The sequence below is a fragment of the Treponema sp. UBA7570 genome, from assembly GCA_002477955.1.
Taxonomy (GTDB): domain Bacteria; phylum Spirochaetota; class Spirochaetia; order Treponematales; family Treponemataceae; genus Treponema_D.
On sequence record DLLE01000047.1, the window covers coordinates 1 to 25,983 of the forward strand.

Here is a 25,983-nt window from a genome sequence, read left to right on the forward strand (position 1 = left end):
GCTACAAGCCCCGTTATGCGCTAAAATCCGTAGTCGCTTTTTTCCTGCACGATTTTTTCCGGCTGGAAAACCTGCTGAAAAACCTCAAATGCTTTTTTTACAGGAATAAATTTTATTCCCGTTTTTACGATTTCAGGAATTTCTTCAAGATCGCGCTCATTGCTCTTCGGAATAAAAATCGTCTTTACTCCGTTTCTCTTGGCAGCTACAGTTTTTTCGCGTAAACCGCCGATTGCCATGACAGAACCTGTCAAATCAAGTTCTCCGGTCATTGCAACATCGCTTTTTACAACCCTTCCAGTCAAAAGAGACATAAATGTTACTGCCATCGTAATGCCTGCGCTCGGTCCGTCCTTTGGCGTTGCTCCTTCCGGAATATGCAGGTGAATTACATTCTGATCAAACCAGCTCTGCGGCTTTATCTTGTGTTCAATTGCATACTGCTTTACATAGTTAAAGGCAATTTGAGAAGATTCTTTCATAACATCGCCCATCTGTCCGGTCAAGACAAGTCCGCCCTTGCTGTCAGGAAAACTGATTGCTTCTATAAGAAGAGTGTCGCCTCCCATGCTTGTCCAGGCAAGGCCAATGCAAGTTCCAGGAATTTCGGCCCGTTTGATTTCGCTTTCGTCAAAAACAGGCTTGCCAAGATAAGTATCCAAATCTTTTGCATCAATATTAAACTGTTTTCCGTCCAGAGAATCGCATTCGTTATTTTCGATTTCTTTTACTTCGCTCAAAGTCTTGATGTTTTCAGGAATTCCAGAAAGCTGCCGTGTAATTATCTTTCTGTGAATTTTATCAATACATTTTTCGTAATTGCGGACACCGGCCTCGCGCGCATATTCCTCTGCGATACGCAAAAGAGCGGCCTTTGTATATTTTACCTGGCCTTTTGCAAGTCCGTTTTTTGCAAGATTTTTTGGAATAAGGTATTTTCTTGCAATTTCAAGTTTCTCCTGATCGATATAACCAGAAAGCTGGATTATTTCGGCGCGGTCTAAAAGAGGTTCCGGAATTGAATCCAGTGTATTTGCCGTCAAAATAAAAAACACATTGCTTACGTCAAACGGCAAATCCAAATAGCTGTCGCGGAAACTTACATTCTGCTCCGGATCCAAAACTTCAAGAAGCGCGCTAGCAGGGTCGCCCTGAACACTTGCCCCCATTTTATCAACTTCGTCAATCATAAAGACCGGCGATTTTGTCTTTGTAATCTTTAATCCCTGAAGAATTTTTCCAGGCATTGCGCCAATATACGTTCTGCGGTGTCCTTTTATTTCAGCCTCGTCGCGCATGCCTCCAACGCTAAACCTGTAAAAAGGCTTGTTCATTGCATTCGCAATAGAGTGTCCGATTGAAGTTTTTCCGACTCCCGGCGGTCCTACAAGAATCAAAATTGAACCTTTGTTGTCTTTTTTCATCTTTCGGACTGCAAGATATTCAAGAATTCGTTTTTTTACATCGTCAAGGCCGTAATGGTCTTTTTCAAGAATTTTATATGCTTTTGCAAGATCGAGATTTTCTTTTGGCTCTTCATTCCACGGAAGGGCGCAGACCAGCTCAAGATAATTGCGGCTTACAAAATATTCAGAAGAATTGGAATCCATCAATTTGAATTTTTCGAGTTCGCTTTCCAAAGCTTCCTTTATTTCGCCTTCAAATTTAAATCCTTCAATTTTTTCCTTAAATTTTGAATAATCGTTTCCTTCTCCATCGGCACCGATTCCAAGCTCATCTTGAATTGATTTCATTTCTTCTCGTAAAAAGTATTCGCGCTGATTTTTTTCAATTTTTTCGTTTAATTCATTTTGAATTTTCTTCTGCATCCGCAAAAGTTCCTGTTCTTTTTTTATAAAAACAAGAACCTGCTCAAGCCTTGAGCGCACGTTAAGCTCTTCGAGAACTTTTTGCTGGTCAGATTTTTCAACATTTAAAATCGAAGCAACAAAATCGGCAATTTTTCCAGGATTGTCGATATTCACCATATTTAAGCGCATTTCTTCGGAAAACAGCGGATTATTGTCGCTTATCTCTTTCATTTCGCTTATAAGCGCGCGTGTCAGGGCTTTTGTTTCAAACGTATCGCTTTCTTCGTCATCGAGATACTGAACCGCAACAACAATTGGATTTTTTGCAGACAAAACCCGGCGGATTTTAAAACGTTTTATTGTCGAAACAAAGATGTTTACTCCACCGTCAGGAAGGTTTATTTTTTTTATAATTCTTGCAACAGTTCCAATATCGTACAAATCGCTTGCAACGGCATTTTCATCTTCCGTTTTTGAAAGCACCAGACCGATAAAGCCATTTGCCTCGAACGAATCTTCGACAATTTTTACATCGTCAGGATTAGAAAGCATAAGCGGTGTAAAAATTCCAGGAAAAATCGGATGCCCGTTAAGAACGACCAAAGGCAATTTTAGAGGAAGTGCCTGCTCAACTGTGATAATAGAACTTGCGGAATCGTCCGTCCGCCGTTCACCTTTCTTTGAAGATTTTTTAGATTTTTCTTCTTTTCCTGTGGCTGTATTTTTTTCGTTTTTTTCAGTTTCGTCTTTTTTTGCAGAAATTTCACCTTCGTTTTTTTCTTTCTGCGGAGTATCTTTTTCTACCGTCACTTCAACATCGACAGGAGTTCCGTCAGCATCCGTATGCTTTGAAACCAATTCATTTATTGCATTTTTTAAATTTTCAGCAACAGCTTTTAAAGCGTCATTCTGTTTATTTTCGTCATTATTGTCGTTATTATTTTTAGCCATAATTATAATTTAACCATAAAAATGGCTGTAGGCAACAAAATTATTCCTCTTTGGATTTGCTTTTGTCCTGCAATTTTTCAAGTCCGGCATTCAAAAAAAGCTCATCCTGATACCAGTCAAGAATAAGAGAATAAAAAGCATCCTCGTAGCCTTCGCATTTTGCAAGAATTTTTACGACAGTACCGCTTTTTAAGCTTCCTGACGGAACACTGTCCATCAAAACCCATTTTCCGCGGTACGAAATAAAGAATTTTGTCTTTGAAGTAAGCGAATTCCCTTCAAAACGGTCGTAACTTTCTGCATGAACTTTTACAGGCCGGTTTGCATTCCGAAGACTGCTGATTTTTAAGTTTAAATTTTCTTTTTCAACTTCGACAGTCTGCCACATTATATAAGGACCTACTGCAATTTTAATCCGGTATTTTCCAGAACGCAGATAAACAGGATATGTTGAATAGTTTTTTACGTTTTTTGAATTATTTTGAGCCTGCTGAGTAAAAATCCGGCGGCTTCCGTTTACTTCCGGAATTTCTTTTCCATCATCTGCAAAAAAGAATGCGCGCAAAGGAAGATCGGAGTCCACAGATGAAGCAACAGGAATTTCCATATTTAAAACAACGCTCTTATACCAATGCCGTAAAACAGTTTTGTGAACATAGCCACGGCTCCAAACAAAGCAAAAAAGAACGCAGGCCGCAACTCCAGACAAAACTCCACAGACGATTTTTTTGAATTTTTTGTCGCGCTGCTCAAACGAAGGAATTGCAAACTGTCTTGTTGTAAGAACAGTCTGCGCAAGGGCAATTCTTATTTTGTGAGTATCGTAATGAGAAAGATATTTTTTTACAATTTTGAGAACTGCATCAATCGACTGAAACCTTCTTGCCGGGTTTGCCTTGAGCATTTTTTTTATCATTCCAGCAATTACCGGAGGAATATTTCTGTCGATTTTACGCGGATTTACGTATTTTCCTTTGCGGATTTTTTCCAAAGTTTCTGCATTTAAAGCTGAAGGAAAAGGTTTTGTTCCTGTAAGCATTTCGTAAAGCATTACGCCCATCGAATAAATATCCGCCCTTCTGTCTACGCTTCTGCTGTCTGTGATCTGTTCCGGAGACATATAGGCAGGAGTTCCCAAAGTTACGCCGTGGCTTGTCAATTCGCCTGTAATCTGGGTTGTTGAAGTTTCTGCAACTGTTTTTCCAGAACTGTCAGCGGCGCTTTCGTTTTTTTGAGACGGCTCATTTTCGCTTTCGGTCGAGGCAATTCCAAAATCTGCAAGCTTTACTTCCGCCCTTTTTGAAATAAGAATATTTCCAGGCTTAATGTCGCGATGAACAATTCCCCTTACATGGGCAAACTTCAAGGCAAGACAGGCATCCTGAAAAATCAAAAGCGCAAGTTCTGTTCCAAGAGCAACCTGTTTTTCGAGAACCTGAGCAAGGGAAAGACCTTCAACAAATTCTTCGACAATATAATGGCTTGAACCTTCGACAAAATAGTCAAAAAGATGAACGATGTAAGGGCTTTGCATATCGAGCAAAATTTGGGCTTCGCGTTTAAACCGCTCGCGGACTATTTTATTGTTTCGGATTGTAAGTTTTTTCAAGATTACAAGTCTTTTTAAAGAAGGATGAACGGCTTTATAAACCGCTCCCATTCCGCCTTTTGCAACAAGTCCAAGAATTTTGTATTTTCCGATACTTTCAGGAATTTTTTCTGCCATAAAACTTACACTCCCATAAAAAGTCAAGATTAAAATTTCAGTTCTAATTCTCTACATCCACTCTCAAAATATCAGTTTCCGGATTAAATTTTCTATCTGGCTTGACAACAGCAATATTTTCTTCGTCCGGGTTATGAATCTGCACATATTTTCCATTCTGACGCAGTCCGTATCTGTTTTTTACAGGCCTGTGGCCGCCAATCCACACGGCATTTGCGCAGTTTTTTCCAAGAAGATTCTTTATGCTTTCAGAAACGCTGTCTTTTTTTGCCTCGCCATTTGCCGTCCAAGTAAGCGCAAGCGTTACTTCAGGAAATTTTCTGTAATTTATGATTTTTGACCGGGTCAATTCAAAAAACGGCTCGGCATGGCTTATTACAAGATTTGGAAAAACCGCACATAGCGGCAAAGCGTGCTCAAGGCAGCTTAAAATATAAATGACAGCATCATCGTACTGTTCTGCCATAAACTGATAGAACATTTCACCTTCCGCAGCCATTTTATAAAAAGGATGATTACCGCGGCCTTCTTCGTTCAGAATATTTTCATGATTGCCTTTCAAGCAGTGAAAATTTTCCGGACAAGAAAGCTTTAATTTTAAAATCATCTGCAAAACTTTCAGGTTTTCCAGCATTTCCTGATTCATCGCCTCGCTTTTTATTACGCCCCGTTTAAATTCAGAAAACGCATCTTTCCAGCGCTCATAGCAGCGCATCTCTGAATGAAAAATGTCTCCAACGCATACAAGGTAAATCAGTTTTTTTTGACACGCTTCCAAAATGCTCATTTTCCGGCAAGAAGGCTCTTCTTTGTTTTCTGTTTTTTCGGAATTTAAGCAAGCTTCATTCTCCTGCCCTGATTTTTTTTCAGAATCAGATGTTTTGTTTAAATCTTCCAGTTCAATTTCAAAATTCAGAATATGCCATAAAAAATATTCGCGCGCATGAATGTCTGGAATTACAACAACGGGCTTTTTTTCTTTTCCGAATTTTTTTTCTGAGCAAAAATCCAAAAGGCCGCCGGAAAATTTTTCGCCATATTTTTCTTTCGGACGGTAAAGTGAATTTTCATTTTCCAAAAGATTCAAGGCTTTTTCAAGAAGATGCATAAAAGCATCATATTCAGGAAAATCTTCGGAGCGGTAAATATTAAAAAGTTCAGTTTTTAAATCCACGGACAGCCCTTTTTGGCAAATTTTTACGCCAAAACAAGATTTACAGAACCGACTGTAATCCTGTCTCCCGGATTTAATTTAACGTACTTGTCATTTGGAATGCGTCTTCCGTTAATAAAAGTTCCGTTTGTAGAATTTTCGTCCTTTATAAAAAAAACGTCCTTGATTTTTTGAATCGAAGCATGCAAACGGCTGGCAAGCTTGTTGTCAATTACGATATTACAGTCTGGAGAACGGCCGATTGTCATTTTGGCGACCAGATTGATTTTCTTTTTGTTAAACATTAAATATGAAACCTGACTGGTATCAGCAATTTTTTCCAAATGCTGGCCGACAGGCGAACTTGTTACAATTGTAGTATCCTGCATGGATAGAATTATACAACCAAACTGAAAAACTGTAAAATCAAAACAAAAAGCAAATTTATTTAATCTGAAAATTCACCAGGAAGTGGAGCGGTTACGGTCATTACATTTTTTGTTGCCGGGTGCGGAAAACTAAGGCTTGCTGCATGCAGCATAATTCTCTTATAAGGTTTTCCGCCGTATAATTCGTCTCCCAAAATCGGACAGCCAAGGCTTGCTAAATGGACGCGAATTTGATGAGTGCGTCCTGTAAGAGGTTTGCAATAATACAAAAAAAAGCGGGAATTTGCCTTAAAAAACTCAAATTCCGTGCGGCTTTTTAAGCCTCCTTTTTCTTCGGAAAGTTTTCCCCATTTTGCGCTCTGGCCTTTCGGGCTTATTCTGCCCATAGGAAAATCAACTGTAATTTTTTTTGAGGCAGGTTCTTTTAAAATGGCGGCAACGTAATTTTTTTTTGCTGTATGCCGCTCAAACATGTCGTGGCAGGCGGCATTTGCTTCGCGTTTTTTTGTAAAGAGAATTACGCCGGAAGTGTCGCGGTCAAGACGGTGCATTATGCCGCAGTAAGGAGGATTTTTTGCATTCGGATTTTGAATTTTTTGTCTTGCAAAAAGATAGCGGACGACAGCCGCATGAAGATTGTCCCGAGTTTCGACCATGGATTTTTCGGTCGGAAAATGCGAGGGCTTGTTCACTACGATTATGTATTCGTCCTCAAAAAGAACATTTTTTTCTGTAAGCTCAAATTTTATGTCGTCGGGCTGTTTTTCGTAAAAAAGTTTTTCTTTATCGACAGAAACAAAGACAGAAGATTTTGCAAAAACCGTAAAAGAAGGCGCAAAAACCTGCTTTTGATTTACGCTTACCGCTCCTGCAACGATAAGACGGCGGATTTTAGAATTGGAAATTTCTGTTTTTAAGAGCAATGGAAGATTTTGACGTAAAAGCTCATCGAGGCGGATTTTTTTTTTGGAAAGAATTTTGAAAGTTTTCATTTTTATATATTTTTCGGGCAAGGGATGGAAGCCGCGCCAAAGGCGTTGAAACGGCAGTTTTCAACTGGCGTTTTAATGAAGCGGACAGCGCAACGGCGTACAGCCCGGTTTTTGTGGCAGAGCCACAAAAATGACCCCAAATTTTTTGTATAATTTTGTATAATTATGAAAAAAAAGCGGCAAAAAATCAATCGACGTGTTTTTTTGAGTTTTTTGCGAGAATCATTCCAGCCAAAAACGCTGTAAACGGAGCTGTTGCGGCAAGACCAAAGCTTCCTGCGACAGTGTTTATTATTTCGGCGGCGACCTGATTGTTGTTCAAAATATTGTAAAGCGGCGTTCCCTGCGCCATAAAAGTCATTAAAAGCGCAAGGCAAGTTCCGGAATATGCAAGAAGAAGAGTTGTCGTCATGGTTCCCATTGCGGCCCGCGCAACTGCAAGACCGGATTTTATTGCTTCAAGACGGCTGATTGACGGACATTTTTTTACAACTTCGTTGACGGCAGATGTTATATCGACCGCAAGATCCATAACTGAACCGCTCGCTCCAATGCAAATGCTGCTCATAAAGATTTTTGTAAGATTTAAATACTGAAAACCTGAATATAAAAGGCTTTCTGAATGAGCCATGACCGCGCCGTGAAGTTTTAGAGTTTTTGTGCAGATAACCGAAAGAACTGCGCAAAAAACAATTCCTAGCATAGCTCCGCCGGCGGCAGAAAAAAGTCGGCGGTCAAATCCGTAGACAAGCGCGATTATAACGACCGTTAAAAATGCGGTTCCCAAAAGCCCCGTAAGCATTGGGTCAAAACCTTTAAGATAAAGCGGAACAATGATTTTCCAAAGAGCAAGGACTGTAAGAATAAAAGAAAGGACTGAGCGGACTCCTGTTGCTCCTGCAAAAACTATAAGGAAGACAGAAAACGCAAGAGCAAGGATAAGTTCGCCACGAAGACGGAAATGATCGATAAGATTGACCGAAATTATCTGCTCACTTCCCTTTTCTGGATTTTTTAAGTCGGAAAATTCCCACTGAACGAGAGCCTGGGCCGTGTCTCCCGGCCGGAAGATTTTGTCTTGGGAAAGAGAGCCGTTGAGCATATTCCAGCCTTCTGCAATTCTTCCCTTAAACCTTCCGGACAAGAAACGGACAGTGCACACCTGCTGTCCAGTGCGAATAAGTCCAGTATCAATAAAACGGCTGTTGTCAACTTCAATTATTTTTGCACGGCATTTTACGGCATCCTTAAACTGCAAGGCTCCTTCAAACCCTGTAGGAATAAAAAGCATAGCCGCAATGCACGCAAGCGAAACAATAACCGAAACTGCCGAACGTGATAATCTGGACATTTTTTTAATTTTCCTTTTTATTTAATTTTGATCTACCGATATGTTTTCTAATCCTGAACTACTTTTGTCAAAGCAGCCATTTTTTTGTAAATGTCGGTGTTATCGTAATATCCGCCAAATTCGTTCTGGCCTGCGCCGAGCGCGAAAACTGGAACTGGAAGACCTGTATGCGAATAAGAGGTGAATCCGATTCCGCTCTTGTTGTTCAAAATGTGTGTGATTGTTACAGAAAGCGGCTCGTAAGTTCCGTAAAGCTCGTATTCGCGCTGGTCGCGTTTTTTGTCGCCAGACATTGTTTTTGCGTATGCGTCCTTAAGTCTTGAATACTCGTAATCTGTAAGCACGAGCCCACCGTTTTTGCTGCTTCCTTCCGAACCTGGAACTTTAAGTCCAAACAATTCAGTCACGTCTTTCATTACATCGTCAAAAGAAGTGTTGTTTTTCTTGTAATTTGAGATAAAGTCAGAATCGTATTTTGCATATGAAATTTTCTGGTTTTTGAGAGTATTGAAAAACAAGTTGTAGTCTGTTCCGGCAAATCCGATTGTAAGTCCGCCAGTTTCGTGGTCGGCAGTTACAATAATGAGAGTTTCTTTCGGGTGCTTGTTGTAAAAGTCGATGGCTTCTTTTACGGCGTCAGAAAGAGCTACAGTGTCGGCAATTGTTGAACGCGCATCGTTTGCGTGGCAAGCCCAGTCGATCTTTCCGCCTTCAATTTCCATAAAAAAGCCTTTTTTGTTGTCGAGAACTTCAATTCCCTTCTTAACATAATCGCGGAGAGTCCATTCGCCTTTTTGAGCGTCCTGAGCGTAGTTCATCGCGTCTGAATCTGCAAGATTTTCTGCAATTACAAGAGCCTTGTCTCCGTTTTTGAGAGCTGAAGCATCTTTTTGTGTAAAGCAGACTTTATAGCCGGCTTTCTGTGCAAGAGAGTAAATTGATTCCTTGTCGTTTTTTTTGTCCTGAGGCTCCATCAAGGCTCCGCCTGCAAAATAGTCGAAATTTGAAGCGACAAGCTCAAGCCCAATCGGATAGTTTGACTTTCTGCTCGCCTGATGAGCGTAAGAAGCCGCAGGGGTTGCGTGGTTTAAGTTTACACTTGTAATTACACCGATTTTCCAGTTTTTCTGGTCGCGAAGCTGTTCTGCAATCGTGCGGAATTTCTGCTTTTTAGTGATGTCAACATTGATAGAGCTAGAATGTGTTTTTTTTCCGGTAAGGATCGATGTTGCGGTCGAAGCTGAATCTGGCGCAAAAGACGTCGCATCGTAAGTCTGAGCGCTTCCTGCAACCGGGAAATTCATAAAGCTCAAATTTTCGCCATAAGGTGAATCTTTTGGATTTTCTGATTTTTTTACAACATCAACAATTCCTGCAGCGTCTTTTCCAAGGTAATATGCGGAACTCTGAATCTGAGGATAGCTCATTCCGTCGCCAATGAACAAAAAGACGTATTTAGGAGTTCCCTTTCCAGTAGGATTTCCCTGAATCTGCTGAGCGTCTACTTTTGAAGTAAAAGCCATTGCAGCAAACATTGCCGCTCCTACTGCAAGTTTCATCATTCCACGAAAACTTTCCTGTGAAATTTCTTTTCTTTTCATCATTTTAATTTGTACCTCCAAATGGTTTAACGAAAAGATAAAATCCAAATGTTATAAAATGATGAAAAAAATATGAGATAAATGTAAAAAATCGGCTCAGTTTTTAGCGGCTAATTCCGTTTTTCCTTTTCCATGCAGGAAAATCAACCGAAATCAGTCTTTCCATAGAAGAAGTTGTATATCCGTAGCCGTTGCGTCTTTCGACAGAAAGAGAATTAAAATCTTCGACATACTTGCATCCGCGGTCGCACCAAACAGGTCTTAAGACAGAAGGATAATTTCCTGAGACAGGCTTTCTTGCCCCAGCCACAACGTCAAAAGAAGAATCCAGCGCATAAAACCTCGCCCACAAGTCTGGAGCAGACGGCTCATCAACCAGAACCTGCTCATAATCGTAATAACGTCCGTTCAAAACTTCAGCCTTGCGTGTTTTTCTTACAAGTTTTTTGCCATGAATGCGAATTTCCGGTCTGTCAAAAAATTCGCAGGCAGAAATAATCGCATTTTGAATTTCAAGCGAAGGATTTTCAATTTTCATCAAAAAATTAACCACGTTTTTAGATTCCGTCGAACAGATTGAAGGCGGTTCAAATTCCCTCGCCCAGACAGGAGCGTAATTTTCGTAACTGTGCTGCTGGCACCATGCCGTAAGGATTTTAGAGCCGTCTTCCAAAGCAACCGTAATCTGAGTTTTTAAGATACATTCAATTCCGCGAAGATACGCATTTTGAGCGCGGGCACAAGTTTCTTCATCAACAAAAGCATAAAGTTCCCGATTCTGAACAACCTCGTTCAAAAAAGCAAGAACATCCGCCATTACATCATCGTTAAAAGTTATAGCAAAAACGTCCGCTCCGGTAAAACCTCCAGTCTTCGGTTCCTGCGCATTTAAAATCCACAAAATTCCGCGTTCTGCGCATTCTGCATAGCGTTTTTCAGGAATCTGCTTGTAAACATTTGCAAGATAACGAATTTGAGAAAAAATATTGCGGTTGTCCATCGTGCTTCCGTGAGATTCTGTTTTTAGATTGTAAGTTACAGGCTTGAGCCTGCTGTTTTTTTCGTGAAGAGCTTTTAGTTCTTCCAAAGTAAAAATCCGCTGATAATCAAGATTTTTTGCCCAGCCGCCGTCAGGATTCTGCAAAAAGACCATATTTTCGGCAATTCCGGCAATCTGAGCTTCGTCATAAAGCTTGTAAGGAGGAACAGAATTTTTGTAAACATAGCGGGCGTGGTTAAAACCGTCAGAAAATTCTTTCAACGAAACAGGCAAATACATTTTTTGAGCAAAATCCTCAAATTCCTTCTGCCCGACACGAGAATTCTCATTCTCAATTTTTTCGACATAAGAAGTCTGACAGCCAAAAACAAAAAAAACAGAAAAAAAAGCCAGAAAAGAAAGATTAATTTTCATAATAAAAAAATTATAGCACGGAAAACCAAAATTATAAAAATTCAGGAGCACAATTTACTCTCAATCCGGCTTTCCGCACTTGCGCTTCCGCTCCATTGCCGTTCCGGCAACTTCGGTGCTCCAATCCGGGCTATAAAGCCCGGTCGTGCGCTTTGGCGCACACGTAAATAAAACGGGTTTTGCGTCAGCAAAAGCCGCAGCATGCGCCAGCATGCAAGCATCCGGGCTAAATTTTGCCAAAAACTAATCGCCAAAACAGATTCCAAGCGCTTTTGCTTCTTTTATTTCTTCAGATTTTACATCGACAGTCTTTAACTTTCCGGCAACTTCAGAAAGAGGCTCTGCAACAATCTTTGAATTTTTTATGGCGGCCAAAACTCCAAATTTTTTTTCAAGAATAAAACCTGCGGCCGCAGCGCCGAGCCTTGAAGATAAAATTCTGTCATAGGCATTTGGGCTTCCGCCTCTTTGAGTATGCCCCGGAATTGTAACCCGGACGTCTTTTCCGCTCATAAGCCGGATCTGGGCAGAAAGATCAAACGAAACTGGAGTTTTTTCACGTTTTTCCTTAAGCTGTTTTTTTGAAAGCTTTGAATCGCTGACAGAAACAGCTCCTTCCGCCGCCACAATAATCGTAAAATGCCTGCCGTTTTTTTCGCGCTCTTCTATTTTTGAAATTATTTTTTCAATACTGTATGGAATTTCAGGAAGAAGAATAATGTCTGCTCCGCCTGCCATTCCAGCGTTCAAGGCAAGATGTCCGGTTTTGTGTCCCATAACTTCGACAATAAAAACCCTGCTATGGCTTGCCGCGGTCGTGTGAATGCAGTCAATTGCGCCGACAGCAACGTCAATCGCGCTCATAAAGCCAAAAGTCATATCAGTTCCGAAAATATCGTTGTCAATCGTTTTTGGAAGCGCAACAATGTTCAATCCTCGCGAGCTTAAAAGCGAAGCTGTTTTTATCGAGCCGTTTCCGCCAAGGACTACAAGACAGTCAAGTTTTTTTTGACGGTAAAAATCTTCCATCGCCTTAACCTTGTCCACTCCGTCCTCCGCAATATCGGCAATATGCTTAAAAGGCTCTCTCGAAGTTCCAAGAATCGTTCCGCCCTGCGTCAAAATTCCAGAAAAATCATCTCCCGTCATTTCATGAAAACGGCCGTAAATCATTCCTTTATAGCCGTCTTCGATTCCCAAAATTTTTACGTCCGGACACTTATAAAAAAGAGTTTTTGCAACTCCGCGCATTGCGGCATTAAGAGCCTGGCAGTCTCCGCCGCTCGTTAAAATTCCAACATTCATTTTACACTCCCATAAAAAGTCAAGATTAAAACTTCAGTTTTAGAATTGACTTTTTAAGTTGTTTCGCAACGAAGCGAGAAACAACCGATGATAAGAAAGTTTGCAACGCAAACTTTTAAAGATAAAAACAGACGCCATTTTCGGCTGTTTTTATTTTACACTCCTTGCAACCTTGTATGCCTGGTCAAAAAAGAATTCCTGCGAATTAAGAAGTTTCACAGATTTTTTCTTTCCGCCGATTTCTGTGTTTCGCTTTTCGTAAATTCCATGAGAATCAAGAACCCGGCCCTTTTCCGTATCATTCATTTCGATTTCAAAAATTTTCTTTATTCTCGTCCGCAAATTTTTGCTCAGAACCGGCACTCCAACTTCAACCCTGCGCACCATGTTTCTTGTCATAAAATCCGCCGAACCAATAAAAACTTTTTCGTCCTCGCCTTTTCCAAACCAGTAGATTCTCGAATGTTCCAAATATCGTCCTACAATGCTCACTATACGAATATTTTCTGTCCAGCCAGCAATTCCAGGAATAAGACAGCAAATTCCTCTAACGCACATGTCGATTTTTACACCGGCCCGCGACGCCTCGATCAAGGCATCGATTATAGGCTTATCTGTAAGCGAATTTATTTTTATTCCGATATAGGCTTCTTTTCCTTCTGCTTTTTTTTGAATTTCCTCATGAATAAATTCAAGAATCTTGCTCTGAAAGCATTTTGGCGCAACAAGCAGACAGGAAGCGCTTTCAACAACTTCGCCAAGAAGAAAATTCTTAAAAACTTTCGCCGCATCGCTTCCGATTGCAGAATTTGCCGTCAAAAGCGAAAAATCGGTGTAAAGCTCTGCCGTTTTTTCGTTGTAGTTTCCTGTTCCAATCTGAGTAATATAGGAAATTCCGTTTCCTGTGTTTCTTGTAATAAGGCACAGCTTTGAGTGAACTTTATATTCACCAAGACCGTAAATAACCCGGCAGCCAGAATCCTCAAGAACACGCGAAATCTCAATATTGTTCGCTTCGTCAAACCTTGCGCGGAGCTCGACAAGAACGACAACTTCCTTTCCGTTTTCTGCAGCTTCAACCAGAGCTTCGACAATTTTGCTCTTGTCTGCCAGGCGGTAAAGCGTAATCTTTATGGAAACAACGCTTTCGTCGCCGGCTGCTTCGTGCAAAAGTCCCAAAAACGGCTTCATATTTTCAAATGGATAGAATAAAAGAACGTCTTTTTTTTCTATTTGAGGAATTATTCTCTTGCGCATATCAATGTCGCGGGAAGGACGAGGCAGGCGCCGGCGGTAGAAAAGCTCATTTTTGCCGTGAAGATATTCCCGAAGCTGAAAAACGAATTTCATATCAAGAGGAGTTCCAGAATCAATTATCGCGTCTTCCGAAATCTTTACGAATTTTGCAAGCTCGCTTCTAGCCTGCGGATTTATTTTCCGGCTAAGCTCAAGGCGGACAGGACTCATTCTTTTGCGCTGCTTAATCAAATCTTCCATAAAATTTCTGTAATCAAGATCTTCGTCAATCGCGTCATGCTCGTCAATATCGGCGTTTCTCGTGATTCTTACAACGGCTTTTTCGCGAATTGAATAGCGTGTAAAAAGTTTTGTGACGAAATGAAGAATCAGCTCCTCACAAAGCATAAAAGTTCCCGGACGAGAAGGAATTTCTATCAGTCTTTTAAAAATAGTATTTGTGCAGGGAACAATTCCCATCCTGTTTTTGCCGTTTTTATTGGAAAGCAAGACAACCGCATTCAGTTCCTTATTTGCAAGAAACGGGAAAGGCTGCTGTTTTCCGACAATCATTGGACTTAAAAAAGGAGAAATGCAAGTGTCAAAATACTGCTCAAGGATTTTTCCCTCTTCGTCAGAAAGTTTATTAAAATTTATCAGGCGAATTCCTTGAACTTCAAGCTCACCCATAAGCTGCTCATAGATTTTTGCCTTTTTTATTTCAAGTTCCTTTACGCGAAGGAGAATTGCGGCAATCTGATCTGAAGCCGTCATTTTTGTTTTGTTGTCGCAGGCATTAAAGGCGTTTTCTTCCTGAACACGGAGAGAACCAACCCGAACCATAAAAAATTCGTCAAGATTGCTCTGAAAAATCGAAACAAATGAAAGCCTTTCGGCAATCGGAACAGAAGGATTTCCGGCTTCGTCCAGAACCCGCTCGTTAAAAGAAAGCCACGAAAGCTCACGGTTTACATAACATTCAGAAGGAATATCTTCCGGACAAAAATCTCTTTTAGAAACAGAAACATTATTTTCGGCCATATCACCCTCAAAAAAACTCAGCTGTTTGTATAAATCAGCTGTTTGTATAAAACCGAGTCTAAAAAAGGCTGATTAAATTTTTATATAAATAGCGTTAATTTTTGGTTAATTTTATCGAAAAGATTTTATGGCAAGAATTTTACAAAAAAATAAAAAAAATGATGTTTTTCAAAAAAAACTTAGCCCGGATCGTCGCGGAAAGACCGGACTGAGCACGCGAAGGAGGACTTGCAGCAAGAGCCGGCTAGACTGCAGATTGCGCTCCAAAACAAAAAAAACGTCCCGAAAACAAAATTCCAGGACGTTTCTTGTTAAAAACTATTACTCTGTCGGGCGTTTTTTAAGGCTTTTGCTTTCCGCAATTGCCCGGCCTTCGCCAACACTCTGCTCCATCATCGCGCGCACTTTAAGAGGCAAGCCGAACAAGGTAATAAAGCCCTGTGCGTCCTTATGGTCGTAAAGTTCGCCTGTTGTAAATGAAGCGATATTTTCGTTGTAAAGGCTGTATTTTGAGTCTGAGCCTGCGGCGCGAACCATTCCCTTTACGAGCTTTACTTTTGTCCAGCCTGTTACGGTCTGCTGGGTTGAGTCAACAAACGCCATCAAAGCGTCATACAGCGGTGTGAAAACTTTTCCGTCGTAAATAAGCTCTGCAAGGCGGAGAGCAACCTGCTGCTTGTAGTGGTAAGTATCGCGGTCAAGGCAGATATGATCCATCATTCTGTGAGCAAAGTAGAGAACTGTTCCGGCTGGAGTCTCGTAGACTCCGCGGCTCTTCATTCCAACGCAGCGGTTTTCGCAGATGTCGGCAATTCCGACTCCGTTTCTTCCGGCAATTTTGTTGAGCTCGAGCATAAGCTCAAGACCGTTCATTTTTTTGCCGTTCAAGCTTACAGGAATTCCTTTTTCCCATTCGATTGTAACGTATTCTCCGTCGCCCGCCTCTTCCGGAACAACTGTATTTTTGAGCATATGCTTGTAGTTTGGCTCGTTTGAAGTTTTTTCAAGCTCAAGTCCTTCGTGGCTGATGTGCCAGATGTTCTCGTCGCGGGAATATGACTGGTCTTTTTTCATTGGAACTTCAAGTCCGCGGTCTTCCAAAAATTTGATTTCTGCTTCGCGGCTGTCCATATTCCATTTTGGATCGCGCCATGCGGCAATAACCTTCAAGTCAGGAGCAAAAGCCTTGATTGCAAGCTCAAAGCGGACCTGGTCATTTCCTTTTCCTGTCGCACCGTGGCAAATTGCCACAGCGCCTTCCTGCCTTGCATACTCAACAAGAATTTTTCCAATTAAAGGACGGGCAGTTGAAGTTCCCAAAAGATATTCATCCTCGTAAACAGCATTTGCCTTGAGAGCCGGCCAGATATATTCTTCAATATATTCCTGACGTGCATCTACAACGTAGCAGGCAGAAGCGCCAGTTTTGAGGGCACGAGCCTTAATGTGCTCCCAGTCATCGCACTGGCCAACATCAATACACACAGCGATAACATCGTAGTCATAATTTTCTTTAAGCCAAGGAATGATAACCGTTGTATCCAATCCACCAGAATAAGCAAGAACAACCTTATCTTTTGCCATTTTATTTCTCCCGTCCGTACAAAAAAATGCACGGTAAACTGTATATTTATACAAAATACTCTAGTGTTTTATGCAACTTTATGCAATAGAGACGAAATATTCAGACATATAAAGGCAAAAGTTTTTCGAGAATTTTTTCAATTATTTTAAAACTTTCAGGAGTCAGGCTCAAATAATTGTCATATTCGGTATGAAAAAGCCGCCATGTCAAAGGCATTTTTTCGCGGTATTTAAATGCAAAATCCGCATTTTCGCTGAGCTTTGCGTTCATAACCGTTTTTTCAAGATTTTTGTCTTTCATAAGTTCAAGACAATACAAAGAAGCCTCTTCTTTCGGAAGCATAGTAATCGCCACGGCAGGAATTCCACAGGCTAAAAAACCGGCATTGTCGCTGTAAGGAACCGGCAAAGTCATCCATTTTTGAGGACTTGCTTCCCTCAAAATGTTTTGAGTCCTCTCAAAAAGCGAAGCAAAGCGTTTTACAAAAGGCCTGTTTTTTTTTAAGTTCATTAAAACATCAAGTCCAGCCCTTGCAAGAACAGGAACTGTTCCCCGGCCGACTGAATCAAAGACAAAAACATCATCATTTTCAATTCCGAGTTTTTTAAAAAGCTCTGCCAGCGCAAAAGAGCCCTGCCCGCTCACGCCGCCCTCTCCAAGTTCTTCTCCATCTGTAAAAAACATGCGGATGTTCAAAACTTTGCCTTTTAAAGCCAATCCGTTCACTTTTACGGCAAAATCCGCCAGAGCAAAATTTGCAGAACTGTTGTCATTTGCTCCAGGACTTCCAGAAACAATGTCGTAATGAGAAATAAGAGTTTTTATTTTAAATTGCGGATTATATGAACTTGAAGGGAAATTTACGTAAATGTGCTTTTTTCCTGCCAGATAAATTACAGAAGTCTGCACGCCACGGTCAGACAGGTATTTTCTCAAAAAGGAAAGCCTGTCTGTTTCCGGGGCAAGGTAAGCTTCGTAATCTTCCGGCAAAAAATTCATCTTTAGCTGTTAATCGAAGAACGAGGAACAGGATTTGGACTTGTCGTCGCATTGTCCAGTTTTGAAAATTCCTCAAGCAGTTCCTTCTGTTTTGAGGAAAGCCGTGAAGAAACCTGAACCAAAATTTTTATGTAGAGATCTCCTTTTCGGCTTGTATTTAAAACAGGAACGCCTTCGTTTTTTATGCGCAGGAGTTTTCCGTTCTGAGTTCCAGCCGGCAGTTTAAATTCAATCTTTTTTCCGTCCAAAGTCGTAATAAAAATTGTTTCGCCAAGAGCCGCCTGAACCATTGTAACAGGAACAGCGCAGTAAAGATCTTGACCGCTCCGCTCAAAATAAGTGTGCGGCTCAACATGAAGCACAACAATCAAGTCTCCGGCAGGTCCGCCGTTTTTTCCGGCATCGCCTTCTCCGTGGATTGCAATTCTTTTTCCGTCATCAACTCCGGCAGGAATTGTAAGGGTTACACGTTTTGATTTTTCCTGAACTCCGCTTCCATGGCAAGAACTGCAAGGCTTGTCGATTACAGTTCCAGCGCCATGACAAGTAGGACAAGTCTGCTGAACAGCAAAAAAACCAGCCTGTCTTCTTATCTGACCGCTTCCACCGCAGGCTGTGCAGGTTTTTCTGCTTCCGCCTGCGGCTGCCCCGGAACCGTGGCAGTCAGGACAAGCTTCGTTGTGGGCGAATTTTATCTCGGCCTTAGTTCCGTAAACAGCATCTTTGAAAGAAATGTCCAGATCGTAGCGCAGGCTCTGTCCCTGCTCTGGAGCATTTGGATTTCTAGCTCTTGAAGAAGAGCGTCCGCCTCCAAAAATTCCTTCAAAAATATCGCTAAAGCCGCCGCCCATTCCGCCGAACAGGTCAGAAAAATCGTGGAATGCATGGCTACTGGAAAATCCGCCAGCACCGCCAAATCCCGAGCTTCCGTCTAATCCTGCAAAGCCGTACTGATCATAAATCGGACGTTTCTTGTCATCAGAAAGAACTTCGTAGGCTTCGGTTGCTTCCTTGAATTTTTCCTCTGCCTCTTTATTTCCAGGGTTTCTGTCTGGATGATATTTTATAGCAAGTTTTCTATATGCTTTTTTAATTTCATCAGCAGAAGCACCTTTTTGTACGCCTAATACTTCGTAATAATCACGTTTTGCAGCCATTTTTCTAAACCTTTTAAAAAGAACAAATCAGCCCTGTCAAAACGGCACCGGCTGATTCATTTTTGAGCTGTCTACTTAATATTGTTTTAACAGCCTTATTTTGCAAGAAGGCTTCAAAAACTAAAAGTCTTCAAAGCCTCCATTCATTTTATTTTTTATTTGTCGTCGTGAACTTCGTAAGCCACATCGTCAGCAGTTCCCTTATCAAAACCGCTATTGTTTGCACCAGCATCTCCACTAGCATTTGCACCCGCGCCGCTTCCTGGATTAGCGCCGGCAGAACCCTGAGTACCGCCCGCACCCTGCTGCTTGTAAACTTCCTCAGCAATTTTGTAAGAAGCCTGCTTCAAAGCCTCGGTCTTTGACTTGATTTCTTCGGTATTTCCGCCTTCAACAGCTTTTTTAAGCTCAGCAACAGCGTCTTCAACTTTCTGCTTTTCAGCGCCGTCTACCTTGTCGCCCAAATCTTTGAGAGTCTTTTCAGTAGCGTAAACCAAGCTGTCAGCCTCGTTTTTAACGTCAACTGCCTCGCGCTGCTTTTTATCTTCATCTGCATGAGCCTCTGCATCTTTTACCATGCGGTCGATTTCTTCCTTGCTCAATCCTGAAGAAGAAGTGATCTGAATATGCTGCTCCTTGCCTGTTCCCATATCCTTTGCAGAAACGTGAACAATGCCGTTCGCATCAATATCAAATGTAACTTCAATCTGCGGAACGCCACGAGGAGCGGCTGGAATACCAACAAGGTCAAAGTTTCCAAGAGTCTTGTTCTCAGAAGCCATTTCACGCTCGCCCTGCAATACGTGAATTGTAACCGCTGTCTGACCATCAGCAGCTGTAGAGAAAATCTGGCTCTTCTTTGTAGGAATTGTAGTATTTCTTGGAATAAGCTTTGTCATAACTCCGCCCATTGTTTCGATTCCAAGAGAAAGAGGTGTTACATCGAGAAGAAGAACATCCTTTACATCTCCTGCAAGAACACCGCCCTGAATAGCAGCACCCATAGATACGGCTTCGTCCGGGTTGATTCCCTTCAACGGCTCTTTTCCGAAGAAGTTCTTTACAACTTCCTGGAATTTCGGCATACGAGAAGAACCTCCGATAAGAAGAACCTCGTTAATCTGGTCTTTTGTATATCCAGAATCCTTAAGCGCGTTCTGACAAGGAATCAAAACTCTGTCCCAAAGGCTCTGTGTCATTCTTTCAAATTCTGCGCGTGTCAAAGTTTTCTGCAAGTGCTTTGGACCTGTAGCATCCGCAGTGATGAACGGCAAGTTAATATCTGTCGTTGTCTGGTTAGAAAGAGCGATTTTTGCCTGTTCAGAAGCATCCTTAATACGCTGCATAGCCATCGGGTCTTTTGTAAGGTCGATTCCTGTATCAGCCTTAAATGAAGTTACAAGCCAGTCTGCAATAGCATTGTCCCAGTCTGCGCCACCAAGATGAGTATCACCGTTAGTAGCCTTAACTTCAAATACGCCGTCAGCCATATCAAGGATTGTAACATCGAGAGTACCGCCGCCTTCATCGATTACTGCAAGAACTTTTTCCTTGTTTTTATCTTCTTTAAGACCAAAAGCAAGAGCCGCGGCAGTAGGCTCGTTGATAATACGTTTTACGTTAAGACCGGCAATAGTTCCGGCATCTTTTGTAGCCTGACGCTGGGCATCATTAAAGTAAGCAGGAACTGTGATTACAGCATCTGTTACAGTCTCGCCAAGATAATCCTCAGCAGTTTTCTTCATTTTCTGCAAGATGAACGCAGAAATTTCCTGAGGAGTATATTCCTTCTTCTGGCCGTTGTCTGTTACAACAACAGCGACATTTTCACCTTTCTGAACGATTTCATAAGGAACACGCTTAATTTCTTCCTGAAGGTCAGAGTAGCGCTTTCCGATAAGACGTTTTACTTCATAAACCGTATTCTTAGGGTTTGTAATCGCCTGGTTTTTCGCAGCCTGGCCTACAATGCGCTCGCCTTTCGCAGTAAAACCAACGATTGAAGGAGTAATTCTTCCGCCTTCTGAATTCTGAATGACAGTCGCCTGTCCGTTTTCCATAACTGATACTTCTGAAGTTGTAGTACCAAGGTCAATACCAATAATCTTTCCCATATTAAGCCTCCGAAAAACCAATTCCCGATTTTTTATTTATTTTTTTCAAAAATCAACGGAATCAGCTTTTGAAAATATTTACAATTTTATTTTTAAGCCTTAGGCTTTATAACCATCACCTTTGCATGACGGATTACTCTGTCCTTAAGCTTGTAGCCTTTAAGATATACCTGTAAAAGCTGTTCTTTTTTAACATCGCCTTCCTGCATTCCAATCGCCTCGTGGAGCTCAGGATCAAAATCATCACCTTCCTTTCCAAAAGCAACCAGATTGTATTTGTTTTCGAGCATGCTTACGAGCGATTTGTTTGTAAGCTTAATGCCGTCAACAATCGGCTTTGCCTCTTTTATGTCTTTTGCCGCATCAAGAGTACGGTCAAAATTATCAAGACTGTCAAGAAGATCGCTCAAAAGACTTTCATTTGCGTATGCAACAGCATCCTCTTTCTGCTGCAGCATGCGTTTGCGCCAGTTGTCGTTTTCGGCAGCCTTGTAAAGGGCATCTTTTTTCATCTGCTCAATCTGCGCCTCAAGCTCTGCAATGCGCTCTTCTGAAGTCTTTGCAGCAGGCTCGTCATTTTTCTGCCCAGAAGTTTTTGCCTCTTCTGGCTGAGAGCCTTTTTCTTCAGTTTTTTCGGCGTCCTGCGCTTTTTTTTCATTCTGATTTTCAGCAGATTTTTCTTCTGCTTTATGATTTTTCTTGTCCATACTTAAAAATTAACAATTTCAAGGTTTAATCGTCAACAAAAAAATACGTTTTTTTACAATAATTTTAGCAATACTTAAAATCCGGGCCGCCGCTTCCCATAAAAACCTTTACGCGGCTGTATTCCATGAACGAATTGTCAAAAAAAGACTGCACGTTCATAGCCTGGCCGCTCAAAATTTCATCGGGATTATAAGACATTTCGACAATGCTCTCCTCTCCTTCTCCAAAACACCGGCTCAACGCTCCGTTCAAACGCACAATATTGCTCACAACCTCAAAAAGCTGGCCCTTGTTTTTTTCTTCATATTTGAATTTTAAAAATTCAAGCTGCATTTTTTCAATTTCAGAATGTAATCCGGCAATTTTTTCAATTCCATTTTCAAGCCCGTAATTATTCAGCTTCTGCCATTCAAAAAAATCTTCAAAGAATTTTACAGGCTCGATCTTTAAAGGAGCAAGGACCGCCAAAAACCACGTTACAGCCCGGCCGTACGAATAAAAAACGCTGGCAGAACGGGCAATGTTTTCAGAACGCCTTATATCCTGCGTTGAAAAAGCGGCTGTCGGCTTTGCCTCAAATTTTTTTCTGTCCGAAAGCTCAGCTTCAATCTGCGGAAAATCAATGTGATTCGGATACAGGCTCACCGAAAAATTAAGCCTGTCAAAAAAAGATTTTAACTTGTCGCCTTCATGAAAAGCAAAGCTCAGGTCAAAGCCAAAGACAAGTCCCAGAGTATTGAGCATTTGCGCACGCCTGGCAAAAAACTTCTTGTCAAAAAGAAAATTTCCGCCTTTATTTTCGCCGTCAAGAGCAATATCAAGCGAGCAATTCAACTCTGCGCAAGCCTTGCAAATGTCCATGTCAAGAATTTTCGCATCAACAGGAAGAGTAACAAACAAATCCGGCGCATTTTTTCTGACCGCCTGCAAAAACTTCAAAAGCCGCCCCTTATGTCTCAAAATTTCAGAATCCTGCAAGGTAAATTCCGTAATCCCCTTTTCAGAAAAGGACGCAAGAGAAGTTTCAAGCTGACGCGAATTAAAAGTAAATGTTTTTTCCATAAAAATCTGTTCAATCTGGCACTTCGGCTAAAGCCGCCGCTATGTCCGGGGTTCACTAACGTTCATTGCCGCGCAAAAGCCCGGCAACGCTTTGCGCCCCTTCCAGCGCTAGTGCGAAAATTCACCTAAAGCAGATAAATTCCGTGCTCGCCGCACTCTTTTCTCATCTGCTCAGGCCATATGCTTACCTGAGTTTCGCCAATATGGGCTTTTCTCAAAAAGAACATGCACAAACGGCTCTGGCCGATTCCTCCGCCCATAGTCTGGACAAGCTCTCCGGCCAAAAGACGTCTATGGAATTCAAGATTGCAACGCTCAAGGCATCCTCGTTCTTCAAGCTGGGCCTTAAGAGACTCAGGATTCACGCGGATTCCCATAGAAGAAAGCTCGTAAGAAGTCTTTAAGACAGGATTCCAGACGAGCAAATCACCGTTCAAGCCGCGGTGTCCGTCTCCAGTTTCCGTAATCCAGTCGTCATAGTCAGGAGCACGGCCGTCGTGAATTGTTCCGTCAGGCAATTTTCCGCCGATTCCAATAAGGAACACAGCGCCATATTCCTGGCAGATTTTATTTTCGCGTTCTTTTGGAGTTAGAGCCGGATACATTTTCTGCAAGTCATCGGCAAAAACAAAATGGATCTGCTCAGGCAAAATCGGCTCAATCATATCGTATCTGTCGTAAATAAAAAATTCAGTGCGTTTAAGGCAGTCATAAATTTTTCTTACAGTCTGCTTCAAATACATAACGTTGCGGTCTTCTTCGGTAATTGCAGCGCACCAGTCCCATTGGTCTACGTACAGAGAATGAATATTGTCCATTTCCTCGTCGGCGCGGATTGCATTCATGTCCGTATAAATGCCAAAACCTGGCTCAAGCCCCATCGAGGTAACTTTTACGCGCTTCCATTTTGCAAGAGAATGAACTATTTCCATCTGGGCGTCGCCCATGTCTTTTACAGGAAATTTTACGGCGCGTTCAACGCCGTTCAAATCATCGTTCAAGCCTTTTCCGCTTTCAACAAAAAGAGGCGCCGTAACACGGGTCAAATTAAGGGCGGTAGAAAGCTGAAGCTGAAAAAAATCTTTTATCAAGACAATGGCATGCTCGGTTTCCTTTTCACCAAGCAGAGATTTATAACCTTCCGGAAAAATTAAATTAGACATTGCAAATTCCTTGCGCAAAAACGCATTTTCAATCTTTCTTCAATTTTATTGAATTTTTTGTTTTTAGAAAATACCAATCACAGATATGCCCTTGTTTCTTCTATATTTTGGAAATTCGTGCTATTATTCACGCATTATGGCAAAAAACTCAAAATCACGAAAAAGACGAAATTCCAGACTCAATAAAATTGTTACAGCAGTAATTTTTATTGTCGTCCTCGGCATTTTTCTTTACGAAAAAGTTCCTCAGGTAAGAGAATTCGCAGATCCAAAAATTGAAAAGGCAAAGACTGCAATTTCAAGATTTCTTCCGGCAGAGCCTCAGACACAAGAAGACAAAAATCCGCCTTCAAAAAACGAAGCCGCGGACAAAACTTCTTCCGCCGCCACCCCGTCCTCAGACGGTTTTATTTACCTTTCTCAAAATCTGGCAGAACCGCGCTGTGCAGGAACAGGCAAAAACGTTCAGGATCACGAGCACCGCGCCTACGAATATTATTCACTGTGCTACCGCGAAAGCTATGAGCAGGCAGAATGGAGCGCCTACTGCCTTACAGACGGGCATCTCGTAAAAAACGCAAGCCGCTCGGACGACTTCCGCGCCGACCCGAAAATTTCAACAGGCTCCGCGACTCCAGACGACTACAAAAAAACGGGCTACGACCGCGGGCACCTTTCTCCTGCGGCCGACTTCGCCTTCGACAAAACAGCCATGAGCGAAACTTTCTACATGACAAACATGAGCCCCCAGGCCGGAAGCTTTAACCGCGGAATTTGGAAAGACCTCGAATCCACAGTCAGAGACTGGGCAAAAAAATTTGGACGGGTCTATGTCGTTTCAGGTCCAATACTCGAAAAAAATGCCGGCAGCTACAAATCAATCGGCGCAAATAAAGTAAGCGTTCCAGAGTATTACTACAAAGTCATTTTGGCGCCGCTCTATGAGGACGAAAAAGACAAAAATACACCAGAGGACGCAAAAAACATTGCTGCAATCGGATTTATTTTTCCAAACCAAAAATGCAATGACACAATATTTAATTATGCCGTAACAGTCGCAGAAGTGGAAAAACGCACAGGAATAGACTTTTTCTATGAGCTCGAAGACACCGCCGAAAAAGCGGCAGAGTCGGATTTTGACAAAAGCATCTGGGAATAAAGCCGCAAGTTTTTTCTTATCGTTTACACTCGTTTCAAAATTCACTATATTGTAGATATTATATTTAATCTAATTAGAGGTCCTAAAATGGCAGATGTTTATGACACATTCCGTGACATTGGTATCATTCCAGTAGTCGCAATCGAAGACGCTTCCAAGGCGGCTGATCTTGCTCACGCTCTTGTAAAGGGCGGACTTCCTGCTTCTGAGGTTACATTCCGCACAGCATGCGCAGCAGAAGCGATTGAAGCAATGATTAAGGCTGAGCCTGATATGCTCGTTGGAGCAGGAACTGTCCTCAACGTTGAGCAGGCTGAGCGCGCTGTAAAAGCCGGAGCAAAATTCATCGTTTCTCCAGGATACAATCCGGAAGTTGTTGACTGGTGCATCGCGCACAACATTCCAACAATGCCTGGAATTTCAAACCCGTCAGAAATCACAGCTTGTATCAACAAGGGCGTTACACACCTTAAGCTTTTCCCTGCTGAGCGCAAGGGCGGATACAAAATCATCGACGACTTCGGCGGTCCATTCCCGCAGTGCACATTCATGCCGACAGGCGGCGTAAACACAGAAAATGTTTCTGAATATGCAAAACGCAAGAACATTCTCTGCATGGGCGGAACATGGATGGTTAAAAAGCCATTGATCGAAGGCGAGAAATGGGACGAAATCACACAGATCTGCAAAGACGCTGTAAAGGCAATGCACGGATTCCACATTGACCACATGGGAATCAACGCAAAGAACGAGGCTGAGGCTAAAGAAATCGCGGCTCAGTTCGAGCTTTTCGGATTCGCTTCAAAATTCGGCAACTCTTCAATCTTCGCTTCTGAGCAGGTTGAAATCATGAAAGAGAACGGACGCGGAACAAACGGCCACATCTCAATGGTTTGCAACAACGTAGAACGCGCGCTCGCTTACCTCAAAAAGTTCGGCTTCAACCCGGTTGCCGGAACAGAAAAATGGACAGGCAAAGCCAACGCTTCTCCGCTCAAGGTTGTTTACCTCGACAAGGAAGTTGGCGGATTTGCAATCCACTTGAAGAGAGCGTAAGTTTTTTAGA

Annotated in this window: 19 protein-coding genes; 2 read left to right on the forward strand and 17 right to left on the reverse strand. The window is 41.9% G+C overall.

The genetic code is table 11. From position 1 onward, the window contains the following. Positions 1-20 precede the first annotated feature (20 nt). The 17 genes from lon to asnA form a co-directional block, all read right to left on the reverse strand. Positions 21-2,762, reverse strand: a complete 2,742-nt coding sequence (lon, locus tag B4N75_RS05560) for an endopeptidase La (RefSeq protein WP_296667792.1) — start codon at positions 2,760-2,762, stop codon at positions 21-23. 40 nt (positions 2,763-2,802) lie between these two features. Continuing rightward, the gene (locus B4N75_RS05565) at positions 2,803-4,488 is read right to left on the reverse strand and encodes a serine/threonine protein kinase (protein ID WP_296667793.1); all 1,686 of its coding nucleotides are present in this window, start codon (positions 4,486-4,488) and stop codon (positions 2,803-2,805) included. Between the two features lie 43 nt (positions 4,489-4,531). Then, a complete protein-coding gene (locus tag B4N75_RS05570) occupies positions 4,532-5,662 on the reverse strand; it encodes a metallophosphoesterase (protein ID WP_296667794.1) in 1,131 nt (376 codons plus the stop codon). 23 nt (positions 5,663-5,685) lie between these two features. After that, positions 5,686-6,030: an FHA domain-containing protein gene (locus B4N75_RS05575; protein WP_296022674.1), complete on the reverse strand. Its 345-nt coding sequence runs from the start codon at positions 6,028-6,030 to the stop codon at positions 5,686-5,688. A gap of 59 nt (positions 6,031-6,089) precedes the next feature. Beyond that, positions 6,090-7,022 carry an RluA family pseudouridine synthase gene (locus tag B4N75_RS05580; RefSeq protein WP_296667796.1) on the reverse strand — a complete coding sequence of 311 codons (933 nt, stop codon included), beginning with the start codon at positions 7,020-7,022 and terminating at the stop codon, positions 6,090-6,092. A 187-nt stretch (positions 7,023-7,209) separates the two neighbouring features. Continuing rightward, positions 7,210-8,373, reverse strand: a complete 1,164-nt coding sequence (locus B4N75_RS05585) for a YibE/F family protein (RefSeq protein WP_296667798.1) — start codon at positions 8,371-8,373, stop codon at positions 7,210-7,212. Between the two features lie 47 nt (positions 8,374-8,420). Next, entirely contained in the window at positions 8,421-9,977 is a 1,557-nt protein-coding gene (locus B4N75_RS05590) for an alkaline phosphatase (RefSeq protein ID WP_296667800.1), read from the reverse strand. 100 nt (positions 9,978-10,077) lie between these two features. After that, complete coding sequence (pelA, locus tag B4N75_RS05595; protein WP_296667802.1) at positions 10,078-11,388, reverse strand: pectate lyase; 1,311 nt, start codon at positions 11,386-11,388, stop codon at positions 10,078-10,080. 243 nt (positions 11,389-11,631) lie between these two features. Then, positions 11,632-12,693: a 6-phosphofructokinase gene (locus tag B4N75_RS05600; RefSeq protein WP_296022668.1), complete on the reverse strand. Its 1,062-nt coding sequence runs from the start codon at positions 12,691-12,693 to the stop codon at positions 11,632-11,634. 150 nt (positions 12,694-12,843) lie between these two features. Beyond that, positions 12,844-14,970: a polyphosphate kinase 1 gene (gene ppk1, locus B4N75_RS05605; protein ID WP_296667803.1), complete on the reverse strand. Its 2,127-nt coding sequence runs from the start codon at positions 14,968-14,970 to the stop codon at positions 12,844-12,846. A gap of 321 nt (positions 14,971-15,291) precedes the next feature. Beyond that, entirely contained in the window at positions 15,292-16,554 is a 1,263-nt protein-coding gene (locus B4N75_RS05610; RefSeq protein ID WP_296667805.1) for an argininosuccinate synthase, read from the reverse strand. A gap of 100 nt (positions 16,555-16,654) precedes the next feature. Continuing rightward, a complete protein-coding gene (locus B4N75_RS05615) occupies positions 16,655-17,554 on the reverse strand; it encodes a M28 family peptidase (RefSeq protein ID WP_296022665.1) in 900 nt (299 codons plus the stop codon). A gap of 2 nt (positions 17,555-17,556) precedes the next feature. Beyond that, positions 17,557-18,711, reverse strand: coding sequence for a molecular chaperone DnaJ (dnaJ, locus tag B4N75_RS05620; RefSeq protein ID WP_296667807.1), 1,155 nt, complete (start codon positions 18,709-18,711; stop codon positions 17,557-17,559). A 155-nt stretch (positions 18,712-18,866) separates the two neighbouring features. Then, positions 18,867-20,825 carry a molecular chaperone DnaK gene (gene dnaK, locus B4N75_RS05625; protein WP_296667809.1) on the reverse strand — a complete coding sequence of 653 codons (1,959 nt, stop codon included), beginning with the start codon at positions 20,823-20,825 and terminating at the stop codon, positions 18,867-18,869. Between the two features lie 92 nt (positions 20,826-20,917). Then, entirely contained in the window at positions 20,918-21,532 is a 615-nt protein-coding gene (locus B4N75_RS05630) for a nucleotide exchange factor GrpE (RefSeq protein WP_296667811.1), read from the reverse strand. 64 nt (positions 21,533-21,596) lie between these two features. Continuing rightward, positions 21,597-22,595 (reverse strand): hypothetical protein, encoded by a 999-nt coding sequence (locus tag B4N75_RS05635; protein WP_296667813.1) that lies wholly within the window; start codon positions 22,593-22,595, stop codon positions 21,597-21,599. Positions 22,596-22,720: 125 nt separating this feature from the next. Further along, positions 22,721-23,758 carry an aspartate--ammonia ligase gene (gene asnA / locus B4N75_RS05640; RefSeq protein ID WP_296667815.1) on the reverse strand — a complete coding sequence of 346 codons (1,038 nt, stop codon included), beginning with the start codon at positions 23,756-23,758 and terminating at the stop codon, positions 22,721-22,723. A 136-nt stretch (positions 23,759-23,894) separates the two neighbouring features. Between asnA and B4N75_RS05645 the strand changes: the two genes are divergently transcribed. Further along, positions 23,895-24,917: a DNA/RNA non-specific endonuclease gene (locus B4N75_RS05645; RefSeq protein WP_296667817.1), complete on the forward strand. Its 1,023-nt coding sequence runs from the start codon at positions 23,895-23,897 to the stop codon at positions 24,915-24,917. An 87-nt stretch (positions 24,918-25,004) separates the two neighbouring features. Further along, a complete protein-coding gene (gene eda, locus B4N75_RS05650; protein WP_296022658.1) occupies positions 25,005-25,973 on the forward strand; it encodes a bifunctional 4-hydroxy-2-oxoglutarate aldolase/2-dehydro-3-deoxy-phosphogluconate aldolase in 969 nt (322 codons plus the stop codon). Positions 25,974-25,983 lie beyond the last annotated feature (10 nt).